This window comes from Paraburkholderia sp. UCT70, assembly GCF_050434085.1.
Taxonomy (GTDB): Bacteria; Pseudomonadota; Gammaproteobacteria; order Burkholderiales; family Burkholderiaceae; genus Paraburkholderia; species Paraburkholderia tuberum.
In genome coordinates, this window is record NZ_JBNPVZ010000002.1 from 2,831,281 (window position 1) to 2,851,081 (window position 19,801).

The following is a 19,801-nucleotide window of genomic DNA, read 5'->3' on the forward strand; positions in this document are numbered from 1 at the left end:
CCGAACTTCAGTCGTTGTGCGCGCAACTACCGCTGCCTGCTTCTCGGCCATTGCCGACATTGGGCCGGTCCGGGTTCGGCGTCAGCAATGCGGCGGTTTGCCGACGACGGTGGCGTAGTGCAGCGGACGACAGCTTTCAGTTTCGGCAAACTCACACTTTCGACCCGGAGCAGCCCTTCGATCCGGCGCGAACTCAACGTCAGTTGCCAATGGTGTAGCGGCCACTCGTTAGACATGTGGGATGGCAAGTGATCGGTCAAACGGGATTTTCAGGCTCTTGGACTGCAGCCGGTCATCCATGTCTGATCCTGGCGATCACGAACAATGGTTCGGACCGCCTAGCAGCGGATCAACGTCGCATCTCAGCGGTTGGCGAGGGCTGCTCGCAGGACATCCGAGCATCAGTGACCGAAGTAGATCGAGTGAGTACCTTCGGTCGCCGTTGGCGCACCCGCCTGCGAGGAGCCATCCGACACTCCGCCTTCGCCTGTGCTCCCCGACATCGTGACGTTCTGCGCTTGAAGCCGCGCCTCAGCCGCCTGGATATCTGCCGGGTAGTGCACATCGTTGGCGGCCGGCCGGTACCCGGCGTGTTCTAGCCGAACTAGATCAGCGCGCACTTCGGCACGTGACAACGGCGCGGTAGCGTCCTGTGCAAAAGAGACCGCGGGAGCGACAAGTACGCCGGCAACCAGCGCTGCATAGATAAGAGCCTTCATAGTGAATCACCTCCTGAATTTAGGGTATGAGGAGCTTCACGCGCGATGATTGAAGCCCCCGATCTCACCATCTCGTCGGAAACGGGAGTGAGTAAGCTTCATTCTGTACAACGAAGGTTGATGCACGCTGACGCTCACATTACATTGATGTCATGTTCGGATTGCCTGCGAAGCGTAACCAGCAGAAATCATCGGCAAGAGATACGTTTGGCTGCAACCGTCGAATGGTCTATCGAACGCTTTTTGGCCACGCTTGCGATGCGGCAATCTGAACTGTCGTTTGCTAGATCAGGGACGACCATCGCGACGTAGTTCGGGAGGGTCAAACACGCTGTTACTGAAGCACCCGCGCGGTGAAAGCGGGTGCTCGACACGGGCTGCGGATGCGGGGGGCGAGTTCCTGCTTCGGCCGGAAACGCAATGATGGTGTCTTGAATCCGAACGTCTGTTGGCAGGGGCGGAGAAGACCTTCGAATGTCCGTTTGGAAGCTCGGACCAACGACCGTAGTTGCCCGATCCCGGAAATCGAGCGGCCTCCGGTGATCGTCGGCCGCACCTCCGCGTCGAACTTCCGTAGCCGACCCTGATGTGCCATTCAAAGCCCCACTTTAGGTGAGACCGGTATGCAGCCGAAGATGCCACCCCGCCGGGCAGACCTTCGACAACCAGCCGAAGCCGCCTGTCATCAGTGCGGCGGTCGCCTAGCGGTCGGCCACGAGGACGCGTTGTGGGACAATCCAGTTCGGCAACCACCAGTCTGGAGGGCGAACGCCATGGATTCGCCACACATCAAACTGACAACCCCAATCGTCGACAGCCGGTCAGCGCTGTGGTTCTCCGCGTACGGCTTCGGGTGGGGATACTGCGCCTTCGAACTCAGACCGGAGGTTGTTTGCGAATACCTCGGAGCGGCAGACGACAGCCAGAAGCAGTTGCTGCTCGCGTTTCAGTTGGGAAAGCAAAAGTTAGTGGGCGTTGCGGAACGCAAAATACCTCCATCGAGTGGAGAGCGCATCGAGATTACTGGCCAGGATCTTTAAGCCGCGCTGCAGCGGTGCACACGACCGGCCGGTTCGGTCCAAGTACCCGTCATTCGCGCATGAAGTCCGACTGACCGGACCTGGGCCGATTCCGGAAATCGAGCGGCCTCCGGTGACCGTCGGCCGCACCGCCGCGTCGAACTTCCGTAGCCGACCCACTTCGGCCCTTCGACCCAGCGTGTCCTTGACGGCGGCTTCCAAGGGATACTGTTGAAAAAGTCGCCGCGTGGTTTTCTCAGTTCTCCTGCGCGAAAATCGACCTCTCAGATCGGCCTACAAACCGCTCGCGCGTGCCGGCTAAGGGTAAGAAGACCCCTAAAAACCTCGCGACAGAGACGGTCAGCGACTTTTTCAACAGTATCAAGGTACAACGGCCGTTCGCGCATTAGTGCAGGTCGGAGGTTGCTCGGCCGAAGCCGCCGTTAGGGCTGTCACAGAATCAGCATCTCGCGAATGACAGCCCTCGGGACGTTCGAACTCAAGCACCTGTCGCGATCGCAATGACAGATCTGTAATCATCGCGTCGCCGCCCGTTAACCTGCGTGGCTCATAATGCGGATTCCTCAAACAAGGCGCTCGTCGCTCGGATGATCAAAACGTCATGAACGTACTCCCGACTCTCCTCCGTCTGTTTTCGGCTTGCCTGATCATTTTTCCATTGATGGCGACGGCGAGCCCGGCGCCGTTGACTTGGTTAAAAACGATACCGTTACCGGCTGTCACGGGCGGAGACTTTGATCATTTCGCTGTCGACTTGCCCCATCGTCGGTTGTACGTTTCGGCAGAGCAGTACGGGTCAATCGAGGTGTTCAGCCTGCCAGACGGCGAGCATCTGTCAAGCAAACGAGCCGTGGCAAAGTCGCCGCACAAAATCCTCCTGACGAACGACGGCAAAACTATGTTCATCGCGGATGCTGGCGATGCAAATGTTAAGATCGTCGATATGTCGAATTTCCAGGTGGAGAAGACGATCTCCCTTGAACCCCAACCCGACTCCGGGGTCGCTGACAGGAAGAACGGAATATTTTATATGGGAAACGGAGGCGTGCAGTCCCATCAAGACGACGCCTATATCACTCTGCTCTCGCTTTCGGATGGCGCGGTTCTCGGAGAAATCCACGTGCCCGGCGCTCAGTTGAAGGGGATGGTCATTGATCATGCCTCGGGCCGCCTCTTTGTAAATCTTCGCGACAAAAACCAAGTCGGCGTGATCGATCTCAAAGCACGCAAGTTAGTTGGCGTCTGGACCGTTCCCGGCCCGAGCCGTAACTCTGCGATGGCATTCGACAGCGAGCACAAGCGCCTGTTCATTGGTTCGAGGACGCCGGGGAAGCTTTACGTGCTCGACTCCGATTCCGGATCTGTTGTCCAGTCGCTTAATATCGTTGACGTATCCGACGACATGCACTTCGACGCAAATCATCATCGGCTCTATGTCACGGGCGCAGGCGGATTGGACGTTGTGCAGCAAACGGACCCTGACCACTATCGGATCGAACAGCATATCGACACCCTAGGTGGCAAGACCTCTGCTTACATCCCTTCGCTGCACCGGTTATATGTCGTGCATACGAAGGGGCCTCAAGCCGCCGAAGCCGGCCTGCAGGTTTTTCGCGTCAATTGACCAGCGCGCATTGCGTTGAGCGCCGCTGAAGGTAATTGGGCTTTGCTACCTTCGTCAGGCGACGTTCGTGAACCCGTTGGCGAACATTAGGGCAACGCTGAACGAGCCGATGAATTTGCGGTGTGTCAACGCTTTGAATGCGGCGAATTCATGAAGCCGCGCTTCACCCATTGGATTTTGGTCCGAGCGGGCCTTGCGCGAGAGCCTTTAGCCATCTTTCACCCGTTACCGGCGCGCGCGAGTTATCAATTGCGCGCGCGAGAAATGGATGCCCGCCAAGGCCTGCGCCACGAACGCGCGGTTTGGATTCTTCGCCAGACCGCGATAGGGCACGTTCGTGCATCTCCACAGACGCTTGACGACAGCGCAAACATAGTCAATTCGAGCCAGGATCTTCGACTTGTTGCGATTCTTGCGACGCGCTTTCACGTCTGCAAGGCAGGCGTCAAACAAACCTCCAGATGACGCGACGGACACGGTCGCCGCGCGAAGGTCCGTTACCTGCGTGGAGGCGACGTTTGAATGTCCGCCTGAAAGCACGGGCCACAGGCCGAAGTTGGCCGATCCCGGAAATCGAGCGGCCTCCGGTGATTGTCGGCCGCACCGCCGCGTCGAACTTCCGTAGCCGACCCTCAACGGTCCCTCGGGCACGGTCGCCATGAACGACCGTTTTCGAAGTCTTTGAGACGTCCGCGCGTTGCTGCCGGCGACCGGTAATCGGCGATGCGATACGCGTACACAAAAGCGTTCTCGGTGCGTATCACGCCAAGGCACACAGGCGTCATCTCGGATGACTTCGCCGTCGAGCGAGATCCGTGAAGCTATCACAATCTCGTCCGTGCCCACTTCCCCTGACAACTCCTCAATTAGAGCAGCAATCAATCGGTCGAAGACGATGGGTCAACCGGCCAGTTCCGGAGAGAACGCAATTTCCACTGCCCGCATTTCCGACTCATCCAATGACCGTGGTGCCCGCAATCCGACTATGCGACTGAGGCTGTGCTATTGATGCTCCGCAAGACGAACCCTGGGTTCAGTGCGGGGCGACCTGCCAGGCGAGAACGGGGTGGGTGGCACCGGGCAGCATCACCCACACGCCGTTGGGACCGAAGTTCCACCCAGCAAAACTTGTCGGGTCGCTCATCTGGGCGGTAGTGAGCCCGTTCGCCGCCGGCAGATTGCCGCCGCTCGCCGGTTGTCCCGTCGTCTGGACGTTCCAGTAAACGTCGCTCCCAAGAGCACCGCACGTGGCGCAGATACCGCCAGCTATCCCCGATAATGCGGACACCCTTCCGGACGCAAACGACTGTGTGATCGTGCCGGTGTTCCCAACGAATGATCCAACGAGTCCTCCGGCTGAACTGTGCGAGCTAAATCCGGAGACCGGGCCGGTGGCATATGACTCGGTGATCGTGCCTTCGTTACTGATAACCAGCCCGCCGACAGCACTATCCGCCGTGACGGTAGCGCTGCTGCCCGAGCGCGCGATCAACCCGAAGTTGGTCGCGACAAGTCCGGCGTAGTCGTTGCCAGGGTTCTCTGAGGCAATGACCCCGGACGTAAACACGTTGGCAATGGCGCCGTGATTCTGAATGGCCAGTATCGCGGTCCCGTTAGCAAGGAAAAAAACACCTGGCCGACGTTCGCGTTGACGTTCAGGTCGCGCACGACGCCGCTTGGACCGATATCGCCAAACACCGCATCGAAGCTCGGCAAGAGGTTGGAGATCGTATGCCACATACCGTCGAACTGCCCCGTGAACGACGTGCCGGCAGCGAAACCAAGCGTCTGGAACGCGGAATTGCCAGCGTCGAGGTCTTTGCCTATCGCGTAATTGCCGGCAAGATTGTTTCCGATGTTCTGAAGGTCCGTGACCGAATTGACGAGTTGATAGCCGGTTATCTGCGTGACGAGTCCGCTGTAGAGCGGCGCTTGCCAGGTCGCATTGCTGACGAGCGTGCCGGGGCTGAAACTGCCGTTCATATCGTAGAGCGCGCTGACGATGCCCGTGCTCTTCGACCAGTCGACCGTGCCGCCGTTGACGACACTGCCGCTGTTGTCGATTCCGGAGGCGTCGGCACGCAAGGTCAGATTGCCCGCACCGCTGTTCGCGATCGTCGTGCCGTTCGCGACGGAGACATCGCGGTATGCGGCAAGCGTGAGCGAAGCGGGACCGTGCCAGCGCAGGCTCGACGCGACGCCCAGGTCGCCCGTCGCGCCGTTGGCGCCCGTCGTCTCGACGTCCACCGAGGTGCCCGCGTTCAGGCTGCGCTGCAACGTATGCGCGGCGGAGTCGTCGATCGTGAAGTCGGGCGTCGACAGATTCCACTGCCCCGCGTAAACCGCTGCGTGCCTGCCGAAAGTGAGTTGTGCCGCTTGCGTATCGACCGTTCCGCCGCTGCCGTCCGCGTTGTTTGCGGTGATCGTGCCGTACTGTTCGACACGGCCGCTGTCGGCGACCAGCCACACATGGCCGTCGCGGCTCGCCGTGCCCGTCGCGCGGATGCGCGTGCCGCTGCCTGCGAGCGCATACACGTTGCCGTCAGCAGCCTGCAGACTGATCTGCGCGGCGGTTATCCGCCCCTTGTTGACGACCGTGCCCTGACTGCCTGTCTGCACAAACACCTGCCTGCTGCCGGCCGAGTCCTGCAGCAGTACCTGCTCCCCCAACGGCACGGCGGAACTGGCCGTGGGGCGCTGCGACGGTGCCTGCGTTGATGACGTCGTGTCGCGCAATCAGGAATACATCGCCGCCGCCCGAACTGATCTTGCCGAGATTGATCACGGCTGCGTTCGAGTTGCCTGACAGCGTGAGCGAGCCGCTGCCCTGTATGAACGCGTCGTTGCAGATGTCCAGCGTCGACGCGACGAAACGTCCGCCGGTGGTAATCACGCCCGATGGCCCGACGACGATGCCCTGCGGATTGATCACATAGACGCTGCCGGTTGCGCCGAGCCTGCCGAGGATGGCAGAGGGCGAGCCGCCGGTGACCCTGTTCAAGGTTGCGCCGGTGCCATTGTCGAACCTAACGCTGTTGCTCCCGCCGACCGAAAAGCTGTTCCAGTCGATCACACCGCGGGTCGAACCGGGTTGGGTGATCACGAGGCTGTTGCCCGCGCCCGGTATCGTGCCCGTGCCGGCGACGTAACGGCCGCCCTGCGGAAGGCTGCCCGCCGCGAACGCCACGGGTGTCAGGGACAGTCCAGTCAGCGAAATGCCAATGGCGAGCCAGATGCGTCGGTTTGACTGTTGACGATGGGGTGCGCATCGCGCGGACCGAGGTTGTTCTGGACGTGACATACAGCCCCCTTTCCGCATGCATGCGGAACGGCCGCCAACGACCCGCAGAGCCGACCGGAGACGCGTGAGTCGCGACGTCTGAAGAATAGCAGTTGGCCTCGCGCGTGCATGCCTATATCTCAGCGCTTCGCGCCTTCTTATCGGACTTTTGTGCCACCTCGCTTGTTCAGAACGCGGTAATCACAAGGGAAACAAGGGAAGGTCCAAACCAAGGCTGTAGACATACCGAACCCGAAGAAGGCGGACCAAGAAGATCAGTTGTGTTGCGGTGGCCAATGGCCGCTGGCGGCTGCAGAACCGACGTCTAAATGTCTGGTCAACAGCAGCGGCGAATGACAGTTCCTGGCCGGGTGTTGTCACACGAACAGAACAGCGGCCGATACGCCCCCTTCGGCGCGAACCGGCTCATAGTCGGACGTGGGGAACTCAGTTCCCATAAATCGAATTATTGAATTCCCACTGACGGTTTTCGATTAAGACGAACAACACTGCGAAACGCGAGGCCGTACAACACGCCCGCAAGCGTCCGCGCGCGAAGCGCGGCAGGAGATTGAGGTATCGACGAAGGCATTGTCCGCGTCAGATCACGCCCTTACGACCCAAGTCATCGCACGGCCGGTGGATCGGCGTCGGTCGGGACGCCGGCCAAGTGCCGGTACAGTGCCAGCGCCCGGTTCGCCGTAGAAGCCTCGTGCCCGCTCGCAATGAAACTGCTGGCTTGCCTGTCGATACGCACAAGAATGTACAGGCCCCATACGTCGTTCGTCTGGCGCTGTGCGAACACCACCGTCTGCAGCGCAGCCGGCTGAAACAGCGTCAGTCCCAACGCTCGGACCGGCGACACATTTTCCTCGGCCAGCGCCACCCGGTGCGGGGTATGCTCCAGCACCCGCACCCGGTACACCAAGGGTCCGGAGCGGCTGTCGTCCACCCAGTAGTAAAAGGTTCGACCGGCTTGCAGTTCCGACGGGCGGAAATCACCGCGCCGCTCCCCGCCCTCGGCGGACAGCGCTGCGGCATCCAGGAACAAGGGACGCCACCTCTTGTCGGTCGTGGACCAGTAGCGCACGGTGCGCAGGGCGGAGACCGCCCCGGCACGTCCCAACAGCGTCTCGGGACCGTCGGCGACGCGGACCAGCCCCGCGACCGCAACGACAACCCGTGAGCGGGACGCGGCAGGCCATCCGGTGCACGAGGACGGCCGCCACACGCCCGTATCGAGCTCCTCGGCGCGCACGATCGCCATCGCGGGTTGCATGCCCAGCGACGCGTAGGCCGGCACCGGCGGTGTCCCGCACGGCGGCGTTGGTAATGGGGTTGCCGCGGCGAAGCCAGCGGCAACGACCAGCGGCGCGCAGCGGGCGGCTGCCTTCAGGCAATACGTACCGCGAGGACGCGTGACGCTCATCCGGGCTTGCCTCCCAGCAGCGGCTCCGCCAGAAACTTGACGACGTAGATGGCTGCGGCGCCGATGTGGAAATATCACAGCGCGACGTAGTGGCGCATCAAGGGTCCTGGCCATCTGACGGACAGGAACGCCGCCGATCCGAGAAGGGCGATCAGCATCGGTCAGTTGATCGTCGCGAGCCACTCGGTCTCGCCGCGGCCTTCAACGCGTCCGGAAAGCCTGTCCGTTACCGGCGCGCAAGCGGAGCAGAAAGTGAGGCGCGCTTTCGTGATATGGAGTCTAGTCGAATAAGGAGTGTGTTGAGTCAGAAAAGTTATCGCAACGACACAGCTACCGAGCGCATTTCCTACGTCATCGCAACCAGCTCTTAAACTAAGATCAACAGAGCGCCATGGGCGTCCGTCGACCCGTTGCCGTCATTCGGGTCTCCGCGATGCCTATGACCGTTCTCAAAGGATACTGTTGAAAAAGTCGTTGACCGTCTCTGTCGCGAGGTTTTCAGGGGTCTTCTTACCCTTGGCCGGCACGCGCGAGCGGTTTGTAGGCCGATCTGAGAGGTCGATTTTCGCGCAGGAGAACTGAGAAAACCACGCGGCGACTTTTTCAACACAATCAAAGTCTAACCGCCATTCGTTCACGTTCGGACGCCGGTCCTTTGTCGGCTAAAATCGCCGGTCATTCCTTCACAACCGAGGTGATTCCACAATGACCGGTTTCGAGCGACGCGATCGGGCGACACGACCTTTGCCGGTCACTCGCTGCTATAGGCGAAGCGACCGTCCATCGCGCTCTAAGAAGCACCGCTAGAAGATCCTCGCTGACGGTAGACTCTCACTTTCGCACGCGCGGGCCGCAGGCGTCGCGTCTGCCAAGAAGCAGACACGGACTCTGTGCAGCGGAGACCGGCAAGCCGGCTATGCAGGCGCTCATTGCTCCGCGCTCGCACCGGTTAGGGCTCGGACACGGCTTTCATCGGTAGCGAGCTCGCGTGAATTTCCTGAATAGACGATGCCCCCATCGTCCAGGACATAAGCGTAATCAGAAATCTCAAGACTCATGCGCGCATTCTGCTCGACAAGCAGGACTGAAATCCCCTCGTTGCGCATCTGCGACACAACGCGAAACACGTCCCGAACCATCAGCGGGGCAAGGCCCTGCGACGGCTCATCGAGAATGAGCAGCCGGGGATTGAGCAGTAGCGCGCGACCGATTGACAGCATCTCCTGCTCGCCGCCGGAGAGCTGGCGCCCTCGGCTGAACTTGCGCTCTGCCAGGCGCGGAAACAGTTCGTAAATCCGCGCGATTGTCCAAGGGCCGCCTCGTTCAAAGGGCACTTTCAGATTTTCCTCGACACTGAGATTGGCAAAGATTCTCCGCCCCTCAGGGACATAGCCTACGCCGCTCGCCGCGATCTGGAATGTCGGCCAACGCGTGGTATCCATGCCGAAGATCGTCACGCGCCCTTGACGCGCCGGTGTCAAGCCCATGAGAGTCCGCAAAGTCGTAGTCTTGCCGGCTCCATTGCGGCCGAGCAATGCGGTGATCCGACCTTCCGCAACCTCCAGGCTCACACCATGCAGGACATGGCTTTTGCCGTAGTAGGTATTGAGGCCTTGTGCGGTAAGCGCTGCACTCATGCGGTATTACCCAGGTAAGCGGCCTGTACGGCCTCGTTGGAGGCGATCTCCTGGGGTGTGCCCTCGGCGAGGAGGCTGCCTTGATCGAGGACCGTGACTCGATCGGCGAGACCGAAGACCATGCGCATGTCGTGTTCGATCAGCACGATGGTGAAGTTGTTGTTGCGATGCAGGCGGCGCACGAGCTGCGTAATCTCGCCGGTCTCCTGGTCGCCCATGCCGGCGGTGGGCTCGTCGAGCAACAGCAGACGCGGCCGCAGTGCCAGCGCCATCGCGATCTCGGCGACTCGCTGGTCGCCATGCGAGAGCTCTCCGACCAGACGGTCGGATTTGGCACGAAGACCTGTTAGCTCGAGCGTCTCTTCGACTTTAGCGCGGACCCTCGCCCTTTCGTACCGGCTGATCCACGGCCGTAGGCGAAAGCCCTCTGTCACTTCCGTGCTGACGCGCACGTTCTCGAACACGGTGAGTTCGGGAAAAATCTCTGTTATCTGGAACGTGCGGGCGATGCCGGCAGCGACTCGGCCATGTGCTGGGAGCGCCGTGATGTCGCGTCCGTCGAATACGATCGTTCCAAGGGTCGGTGGGAAAAAGCCACTGATGAGATTGAAAAAGGTTGTCTTGCCAGCGCCGTTCGGTCCGATAATGGCGCGCAACTCGCCCCTCTCCACGGCAAGCGATACGTCGCGCACCGCGACCAGACTACCGAAGCGCTTGCTGACGCTTCTGACCTCGAGAACGCTCATGATTCGCCCTTGCGCCGAACGAAGCCGAGCAAGCCGCGTGGGAAGAACAGCACGATCCCGACGAACAGCATGCCGACGAACGACATCCAATTGACGGTGACGCTTGACAGGTAATCCTGCAGCACGACGAATACCGCGGCGCCAAGCAGCGGTCCCCATACGCTGCGCATGCCGCCCATGACCGCCATCATCACGAAATCGCCGGACTGGCTGTAGTGCAGCCCGCGCGGGTCGGCGAAGTTGTTCAGCAGCGCGTAGAGGGCACCGGCGAACCCCATGAAGAAGCAGGACAGCGTGAAGGCGATCCAGATATGGCGGTCGACGGGAATACCGAGAAAGCGGGCGCGCCGCTCATTTTCGCGGATCGCGATCATCGTGCGGCCGAACGGGGAGCGCAGGATGAAGCCCATCAAGCCGACCGCCAGCGCGAGACAGAACAGCACGAAGTAGTAGAACGCGTTGGAGTTCGAGAGGATGTCGACCCTGGCGATGCCGAGATTGAGCGGCTGGCGCGAAAACCCGCGCAACCCGTCGTCGCCGCCAGTCAAGGAACTCCATTGGAAGGCGATGTAGTAAAAGACCTGCCCGAAGGCGATGGTGACCATCGCGAAATAGACGCCGCGCCGTCGTGCGATGAGCGCGCCAAGCAGGGTGCCCGCAATCCCGCCCAGCAGCGTGCCGCACAGCAGCGCGAGAGGCGTGCTCGGCGCCAGGAATTTCAAAGCTAAGCCGGCGCCATAGGCGCCGAGCCCGAAATACGCCGCGTGACCGAACGACAGCACACCGGTGAAGCCGAGCAGGAAGTTGACCGACATGGCGGCCAATCCGAGCACGAGAACGCGCGTGCCGAGCGCGGTATAGCCGCCGAGCGGTGTCATCCAATACGGCGCGAGCAGTAGCGCGGTCCAGATCGCCGCCACCGCTAGCAAGCGGCGAGGTCGCGCCTGTTCGCTCATGTCAGCATGCCTTCTTCGCCGAGCAGGCCACGCGGGCGTATCAGCAATACCACGGCCATCAGCACGTACATGACCGCCTCACTTGCTGCAGGAAGGAATACCGCCGTAGCGCCCGAAGCGATGCCGATCAGCAGACCGCCAAGCAGCGTGCCGGTTAGGCTGCCGACGCCGCCGACGATGATAGCGATGAAACTCGGCATCAGCAGTCCCGTTCCCATGGTCGGCTCCAGCCCTAGTTGACCCGCGGCGAGCACGCCGCTTAGACCGGCGAGATAGATGCCGACAGCGAAATTGAGCGAGCGCAGCCTGCCGACGTTGATGCCGAGCGCCGCGACGGTTTCGAGATCGAGGGTGCCTGCGCGGATACGGATGCCGAGCCGGCTGTACCGCAAGAGCATGAAGAGTCCCGCGACTGCGACACTCACGGTGCCGACCATGAAAAGGCGGTAGCCCGTGATGAAGAAGAACTCATTGCTCAAGGGCTGAGCCAGCGCGGCTGGAATTGTCACCGGCTTGCCCTGTGCGCCCCAGATGAAACGTGTGCCGTCCTCGAAGACGAAGGCCAGTCCAAACGTCAGAAGCAGGCTGTAAAGCGGATCGCGCCCATAGACTCGCCGGATGAGTGTACGTTCAAGGACCAGACCGATGATGGCTGTGAAGAGCGGCGCGATCAGCAGCGCGCCCCAGAAGCCGACGTACGGCGTGATCGTATATGCAATGTAGCCGCCAACGACGAGGAAGCCTCCGTGGGCAAAGTTGATCACGTTGCTCAAATTCAGAATTAGCGATAACCCAAGCGCCATCAGCACGTAAAACGCGCCGATGATCAGCCCGTTTGTGACGTTGAAGAAGAGTAGTTGAGTCATCGGCCGCTCACATCCTGACGCACACCGTGTACAAACTACGTCGGGCGGCCTGGGCCGCTGTTTTTCCATGCACGCGCGTCATCGTCATGGTCATTGGAACGACGCCAGCAATAGCGCGCCCGCACCGTTTTCGGTATCAGGCGGGCCACTGCAGCTTGCAACCCGTCGCGTCCTCGGGTGGCGCGGTCTTGTCGCCGGCGACCACGCGCTCGACACGGAACAGGTCTTCAGGATCACCAGCCGGCTGAGACAGTGCTTCACCCACGAACGACGAGGTCATGAGCTGATGGTCGCCCTTGCGGTAGTAACACTTGTTCGGCTGCAGCTTGATGTCGTTCGCCAGCTCGAATCCGCCGAGCGCCTCGGCGAGTTTTTTCGCATCGAGGGTCTTTTCCTTGTTGGCAACGGCCGCGAGCGTATGCACCGACGTATAGCCGAACCAGTGACGCGCGGTGGGAACCTTGCCCCCGTTCATCTTGCGGATGTCGGCAACGAACTTGTCTACGCCTGGGACACCCGGCTGCTTCCAGTACCACTCGAACATCCAGAAGCCGACGCGCGCTTCCGGCGGCATCGCCTCGAGCGATTCGAGCTCCTGCTGCAGGCCGGCAATGTGAATCTGCTTTCCGATGCCGAACTGCGCAATCTGCTTCAGGCAGTTGACCATGTCGGAGCCCTGCGGCAGCACCAGCAGAACGTCTGGATTGGCAGCACGCGCCTTGATCAGATACGCGGAGAAATCGGTCGTTCCGAGCGGCGTGAGCTCGTTGCCGGTCATCGTGCCGCCGAGCTTCTGCAAATCCGCTACCGCGGCCTTCTGCAAAGTGTGGCCGAACGCGTAGTCCGGTGTAATGAAATGCCACTTTTTTCCGTACTTGGTGAAGAGGAGGTCCGCGACCGCGTTGGCCTCCATGCTGGTCGTGTTGCAGACGCGGAAAACGTTCCACTTGCAATCGCTGCCGGTGATCGTGTCGGTGTGGCCTCCCGACACGATGTGCAGCACCTTCTTCTCATTGCTGACCTGCGCGATCGCTTGGGCAATGCCGGAATTCACGTCGCCGATCAGAAAGGTGACCTGATCACGGTCAATCAGCTTGCGTGCCTTTTGGACACCGGTGCCGACGTCGTTCGCCGAATCCTCCACCAGAAGCTCGATGGGTCGCCCAAGGATGCCGCCTTTGGCATTGATCTGCTCAACGGCAAGCCTGGCGCCCGTCACTTCATTCTGTGCGACCGCAGCATAAACGCCCGTCAAGGGATCGACCATACCAATTCGCAGGGGGGTCTCGCCGCGGGCTTTGATGAGGAAGGGAGGGACGAACTGCACGGCGGCGGCGGCCGCGGCTCCCTTGAGCAGCGTGCGGCGACCAAAAGTGCGGATACGACTCGGTGTTTTCATAGGGGTTCTCCCTGACCTTCACGTCGAACCGGTCAATCGTCTGAGTTCCGAATCGGAGCGTGAGAATCCTCTGCCAACAATCTTGAACGTGTTAGATAGGATCCACAAGTTCCCCGTCTTAGCGTCGGTGGCCTAGCGCACACGAGTCTTCGGGAAACCAGAATATGGTCGCTATACACGGAAGCGGACACTGTGCATTGCCCCTACTGGAAGGGCGCGAACGGCAGGGTTGGCCGATGAAGCAACATTCGTCTTCGCCAATCGAACTGCCGTTTAGCGGGCGGAGCCGACGTCTGACCGTCCGAGCGACGCGACGGGTGAATGGCGCTTCATGCCCGGTCGCTGCCTTTGCACGCCGTCATGGCGAAATCGCGCTACCCCGGAGGATGTCCAGAATAGCCCTCGCGTTGCGCTACCCTGAGTCTTGGGAAATTGTTGATCGATACACCGCGATCGTTACCGTTGGTCGCTATGGGACCGTTATCGGACCCACTCCGGCCAGTCAATCCTCTCCGGACCAGCCGTTCAACGTTCGACGTGAGTCACGTGCGCGGCTTGTCCGCGACTCGCCGCTCGACAAAAAGGAAAACGGATTGCCGTACGTTGAACCGGCAGCGGCGTGGTGCTGCTTGTTCGCGGAGAACGCTGCCGAAGTCAACACAAGCCATCCGCAGCACCTCATGAGATCGCCGAATTCTCAATCCGCTCAGTGGGCTCTTCCGGATAATGTATAAGGTCCGGTCTGGATGAACTCGGCAAGAAGTGTGCGCGAGAAGCAGCCGGTGAGGCCGCTTGCGTACTTCGCAATCCGCCCGCTGAACTCACGCGCTGCCAGTCGCGAGGCGAAGTTACTTCAGGTGAATGAGGACTGATCCCTCCGATATTTCCGGCGCGGCCGCGCCAGTGTTTCCAGCGTTCTTCGCGATCCAGTCCTTCGCCTTTTGCACGCTTTCATCGATGCCGGCCTTGTCCTGGCAGACAGTAACCGAGAATCCGCCATCGCCGCTGCGTGCGAGGGTGTAGCCGACGAAGCCTTTGACCGAACGCAGCAGTTCTTCGACGTCAGCCGCTCTTTTCTCCAGTAGATCGAATAACTCCTTTGCACCCTTTCCGGAATATGTCCTTATTACGGTTTGCATGATTGTCTCCTCCTATTTCATGGACCAACGACACGAGCACGCCGCACAAACCATGTGTGCAGCCTCCTCGAACTGCTCTTTCGGACGGCGTGGAGTGTGCGCAACGAATTGAGAAGGCCACGCACCTGATATCCGCGAGCCTTACCAAGTGTAGTCACTGTGCCGCCACAGTAAACCTGGGAAGCGATGCAAAATCTTGGTGCCTTCACCGAACGTCGGCAATTGGACCGTACTCCGCGCGATCCCTTGCCGGCGGCTGGCTGTATGAAGGGCATATCCCGACCCAATACCGCCGTACAAACCTACGTTATCTCAATGGCAGCTTAATGGGGCTTCGGTCATCCACGCTCCCGTGCTCTATTCGGCGTCCCTGCGACACGACGTTACTTGCCGACCGTGCTGCACGCACTGCAAACCAGCCAGGTCGGCGCCGCGTATCTGGTTGCGCTTGCCGCCCTCCTGCTTTGCGGCTGGATCGTGCGTCGACCGGAAGGCAAGATGCCGTGCGTGCGAGATGCCGTCGTGAGCGGCATGTTGCATGCCTCCGTAAAGGCCAGAACGGGAGCCCTGGCCCCGGCAGAACCGATCGAATCCATAACCCTTCGCCTTCGCGCTAACACGCCACGCTCTGGACGAACGGCCTTCTTCGACAAACTATCAGATCTTGCTAAGCAGGATCTGGCGTACCTCCTCAAAAGGTTTGCGCATCATCTCTTCATCGACTTCGACCTCGTGGTGCTTGTGGTTTGGGTGCGGCAATGCATGGACATGGAGCGTGTTTTCCCCGTCTTGGACCGTGCCGGAACGTACCGCGCCAAGAAATTTACCCGCTGTGTCTGTGACGACCGTCATCTTGTGCGTCATGATATTCCCTGCCTTTCATAGTGATCTGGGCAACGGCTTGAACGCTCGTGCTCAGAAGTGAATGTTGGAAGAGCGAGTATGGGTACACTCAGGTTTGCCCGCCCCCGTGAAGGCCGAAACGGCAGCCGCGGCCGTCGCAGTGCAAATCGAATGCGTAGGAAAACAAGCCGTCATCTCCAAAACCGATTCGAGCGTTAGTCGTTGTAAGCGTATTGCCGGCGTCTTGTGGCTCGCCTTCCGCCCACTGCGAACCAAAATTTTGCCCGCCATTGATCAGAAATCCGACTCCGATCGTGGCGCCGTTTTCAATGACGCCCCAGTTATCGACGTTGTAAGCCATTTCCAACTCCTTCCGCTGTTGAGGATGCACTTGTCGCGCCGGATTTGACGTGACTCTTTCAAAACGATCTGGGCAACAAGAATTTAGAACAAAGGAGCGGTTGTAGAAATGATCCGTGTAGTTGTGCGCAAGGGCAGCGTAGGCTGCTCCGTCAAATAGTGAGCTATTTAAAATAGACGACTCACTGCCGCGCTGGCTGGGGGCGCATGCCGATCGCGACTGATATACGGGTGCAGAGGAGGCTCCTTGCCAGTGCTCTTTGATCTGCCCGCGCCGACCGTACGAGCTTACGCACGTGAAGCAGTGATCGCCGAAAAATCCCGGGCGATGGTTGCGCTGGAGTCGCCAACAGCAGGATTAAGGACTTTTACGACAACTGGCTGCGCTCGCGAAAGGCCGCAAACGCGCATGATGCGGCGAGCGCAATTGGCGGCCGAAGGTCCGCTGCTTGGGTCGAGCCGACGTTCGAATGTCCGGCCCAGAGCGCGGTCGAACGGCCGGAGATAGCCGAAAGCCGCCCAAAAGAAATATCGGCAAGTCACCCCTTCTTTCGTCTTTCGATTTCTTGTTTCACACGTTCGATTTCAAGCCGTTTAGCTTGGCGGTTTCAAGAGTGAAGCGCAACAGCGGGTTTAATGTTTAGAGCCTTGAGGTTGACTTGCTGAAGCAAGGGTCGCGGCGAAGACCTCGAACGGCGAATGGAAGGCATGAGTTGCACGAGGTCGGCTGTTCAGACTGTCGGCGATAGCGTCAAGTTCGTCCTGACTGTAGACCGAAAGGTCCGTGCCTTTGGGCAGATACTGGCGCAGCAGCCCGTTGGTGTTTTCGCAAGTGCCGCGTTGCCAGGGACTGTGCGGGTCGCAGAAGTACACCTTCACGCCGGTTGCGGCGGTGAGTTCTTGATGCCGCGACATTTCTTTGCCCTGGTCGTAGGTGAAGCTCTGCCGTAATGGCGCGACAATCGAATTGAGTTTGGCGGAGAAGCCGGCCAGCGCTGAAGCGGCGGTGGCATCTTCCATCCTGGCAAGCAGCACCAGACGGCTGGTCCGTTCGACCAGCACGCCTACCGAGGACTGGTTGCCGGCACCCTTGATGAAGTCGCCTTCCCAGTGCCCAGGCAGCAGTCGGTCTTCGATTTCGGGCGGCCGCACATGAATACTGACCATGTCGGGAATCTGTCCGCGCCGGTCTGTGCCCCGTGTACGCGGCATGCGCGTGCTGTGGCCATGGCGCAAGCACGCAATGAGCTGACGGCGCAGTTCGCCGCGCGGCTGGGCGTAGATAGCCGTGTAGATGGTTTCGTGCGAAACCTGCTGGGTTGGGTCGGTCGGATACATACGCTTCAGTGTGCCCGATATCTGCTGAGGTGACCATTTCCACTCGAGCAGAGTGAGAACGATGCGCCAGCAGACGCTTTGCAGGCAAAGCTTTGGGGGGCGGCGACCCGCGCTGCGGCGTGCGGCACTGAGCGCTTCAGCCGACACGGACGCGTAGCCAGCAGGCAAGCTGTTTCGCGCCAGTTCACGGCTAACGGTGGCTGGCGAGCGACCGAGTATCCGGGCCATGGCCCGGATACTCGAACCCTGCAGATGCAGACTTGCAATGATCAGGCGCTCTTCAGGCTGAAGTTGTTGATACTGAGTTCTTTCGTGCATCGCAACACCTTATACGAAACAGGTGTTGCACTTCAGATTTGAGGCCGCCCTTCCTTTGTTCCCCATCGTGGCGCTCTGTTCCGGGTGGCTTCGGCGGTGGCACGAATGCGTGCTTTGGCAGCAAGTTGATTGGCTCTGCGTTCGTCCAGCTCCCTCATTTTGGCCGCTTGCCGCTCGGCGAAGCGTTCAGCCGCGATGGGTGTGGTTCGTTCAGGTAGTCCAGCAAGGACCACAAGCTTGTCGATATTGTCCCAGGTGCTGATCCAGCCGTCGTTGTAGGCAAACTCGCTAATCAACGGGAGATTGAGTGCCGTGTAGATCGGGACCCAGTTTTCTTCTTCGCCCTGGCGGCGACGCACAGCGAGTTTGGGATTGAACTGGTACCGCCCGGTGGATACGCGCAGGAACAGGGATCTATTGTAGGCATAGTCTCTGTCGATTTCGTTCCTCGCCAGCACGCCAGAAAGATGCTGGCGCTTGTTGCGCTCTGGCCGCGCGATGTTAGCGGGTAAGTGTTGCCAGGCATCGAGGATGATTTGGGTCTGGAACGCGCTGTCTGCATTGCCTCGTATCTTGCTGAATCGGGCTTTGAACAATACCCACAAGGTCTGAAACAGAAAGTATTCAGACAGATGCCGGTCGATGCGGACCAGGCGATCACCCGCTCTGACATCAATGCAGGGCGGAGCCAGGCATTCATAGATTGCCGCCAGCGGGCCAGCAGCGAACGTTGCATCGCCAAATGCCTGACGCAAAGCCCAGTGCAGGGCATTGTGACCATAGTGATCGACGGCATCGCGGTCGGCACCGCGCTCCAGCAGGGCTTCCACCAGCGCCACATTTCCTGCAGCAGCTGCGGCCATCAGCGGCGTCTGGTTCATTGGCAGACGATGATCGACGCCATGCTGGTCACACTGCCTGAGGATGTCCTTGAAGCGGTTGGCGAAGAAAGGGACGTAGCTCTTGCGGGCGAACACCGGGCGCTGCTGATCAAAGGTTCGTGCCTGCTCGAATTTCGCCTCGACTGCCAGCCACTCGGCGAGCTGCGGTTCATCGAAGCAGGTGGCATAGTCAAAGAGTTGCTGCTTGCCCTTGTTGCCCGGAGACTGCTCGCGGAAGACCTTGATCAGCAGTTCCCTGACCTTGGCCTCATCGAACACCGGCCACGGCACCGGGACCTGCTTCAAGATGGTGCGACGGATGGCCTCCGCCTGCTCCTGCTTGCCCTGCAGTTCAAGTTTGCGTGCTTCCTTCTGCCAGTCTTCGAGCGTGGATTGTCTGGCCTCGATCCTGGTCTGGCCGACGATCAGATCCAGCAACCCGAACAGGTCATGCCCTGTGTCCGACTCGACCATGTAGATGTTCTTGATGGCGCGCGTCAGCGCTACATACAGGGCATTGACGAAGAATTTATAGACTTCGAGCGACTTGTCACTCTTGTCTTTAGCGCGTTTGTAATCCAGTGTCTCGACCGCCAGATCGGTCTTGGCGATGCCCTCGACAATGTCGTTGAACTCGCCCCGGTGATCCGAGATGAAACGGTAGAGCACGATGTTCTCGTATTCGAGACCCTTGGCTTCGTGGATCGAGAACAACAGTGGCGTGGCAAAGTGCTTGCGGGCGTCGGCCTTGTCCTCATCGCGCATTACCAGGACGGCGAACTGGGCGGATTGGCGAATCTTCTGGTCCAGTTCGCGCTTGGTGGCGTCCTTGTCGGGTATCAGTGTAACTTGGCCGGTCTCGCCGCCGACGGCCTGGACCAGGAAGTTGCTCTCCCGGTCGATGGAGCCGAAGCGCCGCTGCTTGATCTTGAGCAACTGATTGGCGACGCGAGTGGCCTCCAGGCCGTTGCGAAAGTTGGCCATTAGCACGCGTAATTCCTGCCGCTCGGCCAGTTTCGGGTCCTTCCAGAACAGGCTCTTGACTTGACTCCAGGAAAAAAAATTGGGATGGACAATCTGGTTGGAATCCCCGCAGAGCATGAAATGGCCAGGCCTCTTCATGGTTTTCAGCACGAGCGCGAGTTGCACGGTGGTGATGTCCTGCACCTCGTCAATAACCACGAAGTCGTAGCGCGGCGCAGCCAGCGCTTGCCAGTCCTGGGCGA

Annotated in this window: 15 protein-coding genes and 2 pseudogenes; 3 read left to right on the forward strand and 14 right to left on the reverse strand. The window is 60.1% G+C overall.

Annotated features, from left to right (window positions below; genetic code table 11):
* Positions 1–401 precede the first annotated feature (401 nt).
* Positions 402–719, reverse strand: coding sequence for a DUF4148 domain-containing protein (locus OKW41_RS15335; protein ID WP_429443982.1), 318 nt, complete (start codon positions 717–719; stop codon positions 402–404).
* Between the two features lie 773 nt (positions 720–1,492).
* Here OKW41_RS15335 and OKW41_RS15340 point away from each other — a divergent pair.
* Positions 1,493–1,759: a hypothetical protein gene (locus tag OKW41_RS15340; RefSeq protein WP_429443983.1), complete on the forward strand. Its 267-nt coding sequence runs from the start codon at positions 1,493–1,495 to the stop codon at positions 1,757–1,759.
* A 601-nt stretch (positions 1,760–2,360) separates the two neighbouring features.
* Positions 2,361–3,383 (forward strand): YncE family protein, encoded by a 1,023-nt coding sequence (locus OKW41_RS15345; protein ID WP_429573051.1) that lies wholly within the window; start codon positions 2,361–2,363, stop codon positions 3,381–3,383.
* A gap of 225 nt (positions 3,384–3,608) precedes the next feature.
* Here the strand turns inward: OKW41_RS15345 and OKW41_RS15350 are convergent.
* From OKW41_RS15350 to OKW41_RS15395, 10 genes and pseudogenes are all read right to left on the reverse strand, one after another.
* Positions 3,609–3,815 (reverse strand): annotated as a pseudogene (locus OKW41_RS15350) (IS5/IS1182 family transposase); the annotation flags it as partial.
* A gap of 601 nt (positions 3,816–4,416) precedes the next feature.
* Positions 4,417–6,684, reverse strand: a pseudogene (locus OKW41_RS15355) (filamentous hemagglutinin N-terminal domain-containing protein).
* A 604-nt stretch (positions 6,685–7,288) separates the two neighbouring features.
* Positions 7,289–8,092, reverse strand: coding sequence for a DUF6675 family protein (locus OKW41_RS15360; protein WP_429443987.1), 804 nt, complete (start codon positions 8,090–8,092; stop codon positions 7,289–7,291).
* Between the two features lie 449 nt (positions 8,093–8,541).
* Positions 8,542–8,730 (reverse strand): hypothetical protein, encoded by a 189-nt coding sequence (locus OKW41_RS15365; protein ID WP_429443988.1) that lies wholly within the window; start codon positions 8,728–8,730, stop codon positions 8,542–8,544.
* Positions 8,731–9,018: 288 nt separating this feature from the next.
* Positions 9,019–9,729 carry an ABC transporter ATP-binding protein gene (locus OKW41_RS15370; RefSeq protein ID WP_429573052.1) on the reverse strand — a complete coding sequence of 237 codons (711 nt, stop codon included), beginning with the start codon at positions 9,727–9,729 and terminating at the stop codon, positions 9,019–9,021.
* Positions 9,726–10,475 carry an ABC transporter ATP-binding protein gene (locus tag OKW41_RS15375; RefSeq protein WP_429573053.1) on the reverse strand — a complete coding sequence of 250 codons (750 nt, stop codon included), beginning with the start codon at positions 10,473–10,475 and terminating at the stop codon, positions 9,726–9,728. Before OKW41_RS15375 ends, OKW41_RS15370 begins: the two co-directional genes overlap by 4 nt.
* Positions 10,472–11,431: a branched-chain amino acid ABC transporter permease gene (locus tag OKW41_RS15380; protein ID WP_429443991.1), complete on the reverse strand. Its 960-nt coding sequence runs from the start codon at positions 11,429–11,431 to the stop codon at positions 10,472–10,474. Before OKW41_RS15380 ends, OKW41_RS15375 begins: the two co-directional genes overlap by 4 nt.
* Entirely contained in the window at positions 11,428–12,297 is an 870-nt protein-coding gene (locus tag OKW41_RS15385; RefSeq protein WP_429573422.1) for a branched-chain amino acid ABC transporter permease, read from the reverse strand. The genes OKW41_RS15380 and OKW41_RS15385 overlap by 4 nt, the downstream gene beginning before the upstream one ends.
* A 136-nt stretch (positions 12,298–12,433) precedes the next feature.
* Positions 12,434–13,696 (reverse strand): ABC transporter substrate-binding protein, encoded by a 1,263-nt coding sequence (locus tag OKW41_RS15390; protein ID WP_429443993.1) that lies wholly within the window; start codon positions 13,694–13,696, stop codon positions 12,434–12,436.
* Positions 13,697–14,544: 848 nt separating this feature from the next.
* Positions 14,545–14,835, reverse strand: a complete 291-nt coding sequence (locus OKW41_RS15395; RefSeq protein WP_429443994.1) for a hypothetical protein — start codon at positions 14,833–14,835, stop codon at positions 14,545–14,547.
* A gap of 387 nt (positions 14,836–15,222) precedes the next feature.
* Here OKW41_RS15395 and OKW41_RS15400 point away from each other — a divergent pair, with 387 nt between their 5' ends.
* A complete protein-coding gene (locus OKW41_RS15400) occupies positions 15,223–15,720 on the forward strand; it encodes a hypothetical protein (RefSeq protein ID WP_429443995.1) in 498 nt (165 codons plus the stop codon).
* Positions 15,721–15,787: 67 nt separating this feature from the next.
* Here the strand turns inward: OKW41_RS15400 and OKW41_RS15405 are convergent, their stop codons facing one another.
* The 3 genes from OKW41_RS15405 to OKW41_RS15415 form a co-directional block, all read right to left on the reverse strand.
* Positions 15,788–16,039, reverse strand: coding sequence for a hypothetical protein (locus OKW41_RS15405; protein WP_429443996.1), 252 nt, complete (start codon positions 16,037–16,039; stop codon positions 15,788–15,790).
* Between the two features lie 632 nt (positions 16,040–16,671).
* On the reverse strand, positions 16,672–17,694 hold the full coding sequence (locus tag OKW41_RS15410; protein ID WP_429448106.1) for an IS30 family transposase: 1,023 nt from the start codon (positions 17,692–17,694) through the stop codon (positions 16,672–16,674).
* Between the two features lie 32 nt (positions 17,695–17,726).
* Positions 17,727–19,757, reverse strand: a complete 2,031-nt coding sequence (locus tag OKW41_RS15415) for an ankyrin repeat domain-containing protein (protein ID WP_429573054.1) — start codon at positions 19,755–19,757, stop codon at positions 17,727–17,729.
* Positions 19,758–19,801: the final 44 nt, after the last annotated feature.

Bases quoted from the DNA above. Each gene is read 5' to 3' on its own strand.
- OKW41_RS15370 (WP_429573052.1), bottom strand. From the start codon at position 9,729: ATGAGTGCAGCGCTTACCGCACAAGGCCTCAATACCTACTACGGCAAA.
- OKW41_RS15385 (WP_429573422.1), bottom strand. From the start codon at position 12,297: ATGACTCAACTACTCTTCTTCAACGTCACAAACGGGCTGATCATCGGC.
- OKW41_RS15360 (WP_429443987.1), bottom strand. From the start codon at position 8,092: ATGAGCGTCACGCGTCCTCGCGGTACGTATTGCCTGAAGGCAGCCGCC.
- OKW41_RS15410 (WP_429448106.1), bottom strand. From the start codon at position 17,694: ATGCACGAAAGAACTCAGTATCAACAACTTCAGCCTGAAGAGCGCCTG.
- OKW41_RS15340 (WP_429443983.1), top strand. From the start codon at position 1,493: ATGGATTCGCCACACATCAAACTGACAACCCCAATCGTCGACAGCCGG.
- OKW41_RS15395 (WP_429443994.1), bottom strand. From the start codon at position 14,835: ATGCAAACCGTAATAAGGACATATTCCGGAAAGGGTGCAAAGGAGTTA.
- OKW41_RS15335 (WP_429443982.1), bottom strand. From the start codon at position 719: ATGAAGGCTCTTATCTATGCAGCGCTGGTTGCCGGCGTACTTGTCGCT.
- OKW41_RS15345 (WP_429573051.1), top strand. From the start codon at position 2,361: ATGAACGTACTCCCGACTCTCCTCCGTCTGTTTTCGGCTTGCCTGATC.
- OKW41_RS15405 (WP_429443996.1), bottom strand. From the start codon at position 16,039: ATGGCTTACAACGTCGATAACTGGGGCGTCATTGAAAACGGCGCCACG.
- OKW41_RS15375 (WP_429573053.1), bottom strand. From the start codon at position 10,475: ATGAGCGTTCTCGAGGTCAGAAGCGTCAGCAAGCGCTTCGGTAGTCTG.
- OKW41_RS15380 (WP_429443991.1), bottom strand. From the start codon at position 11,431: ATGAGCGAACAGGCGCGACCTCGCCGCTTGCTAGCGGTGGCGGCGATC.
- OKW41_RS15390 (WP_429443993.1), bottom strand. From the start codon at position 13,696: ATGAAAACACCGAGTCGTATCCGCACTTTTGGTCGCCGCACGCTGCTC.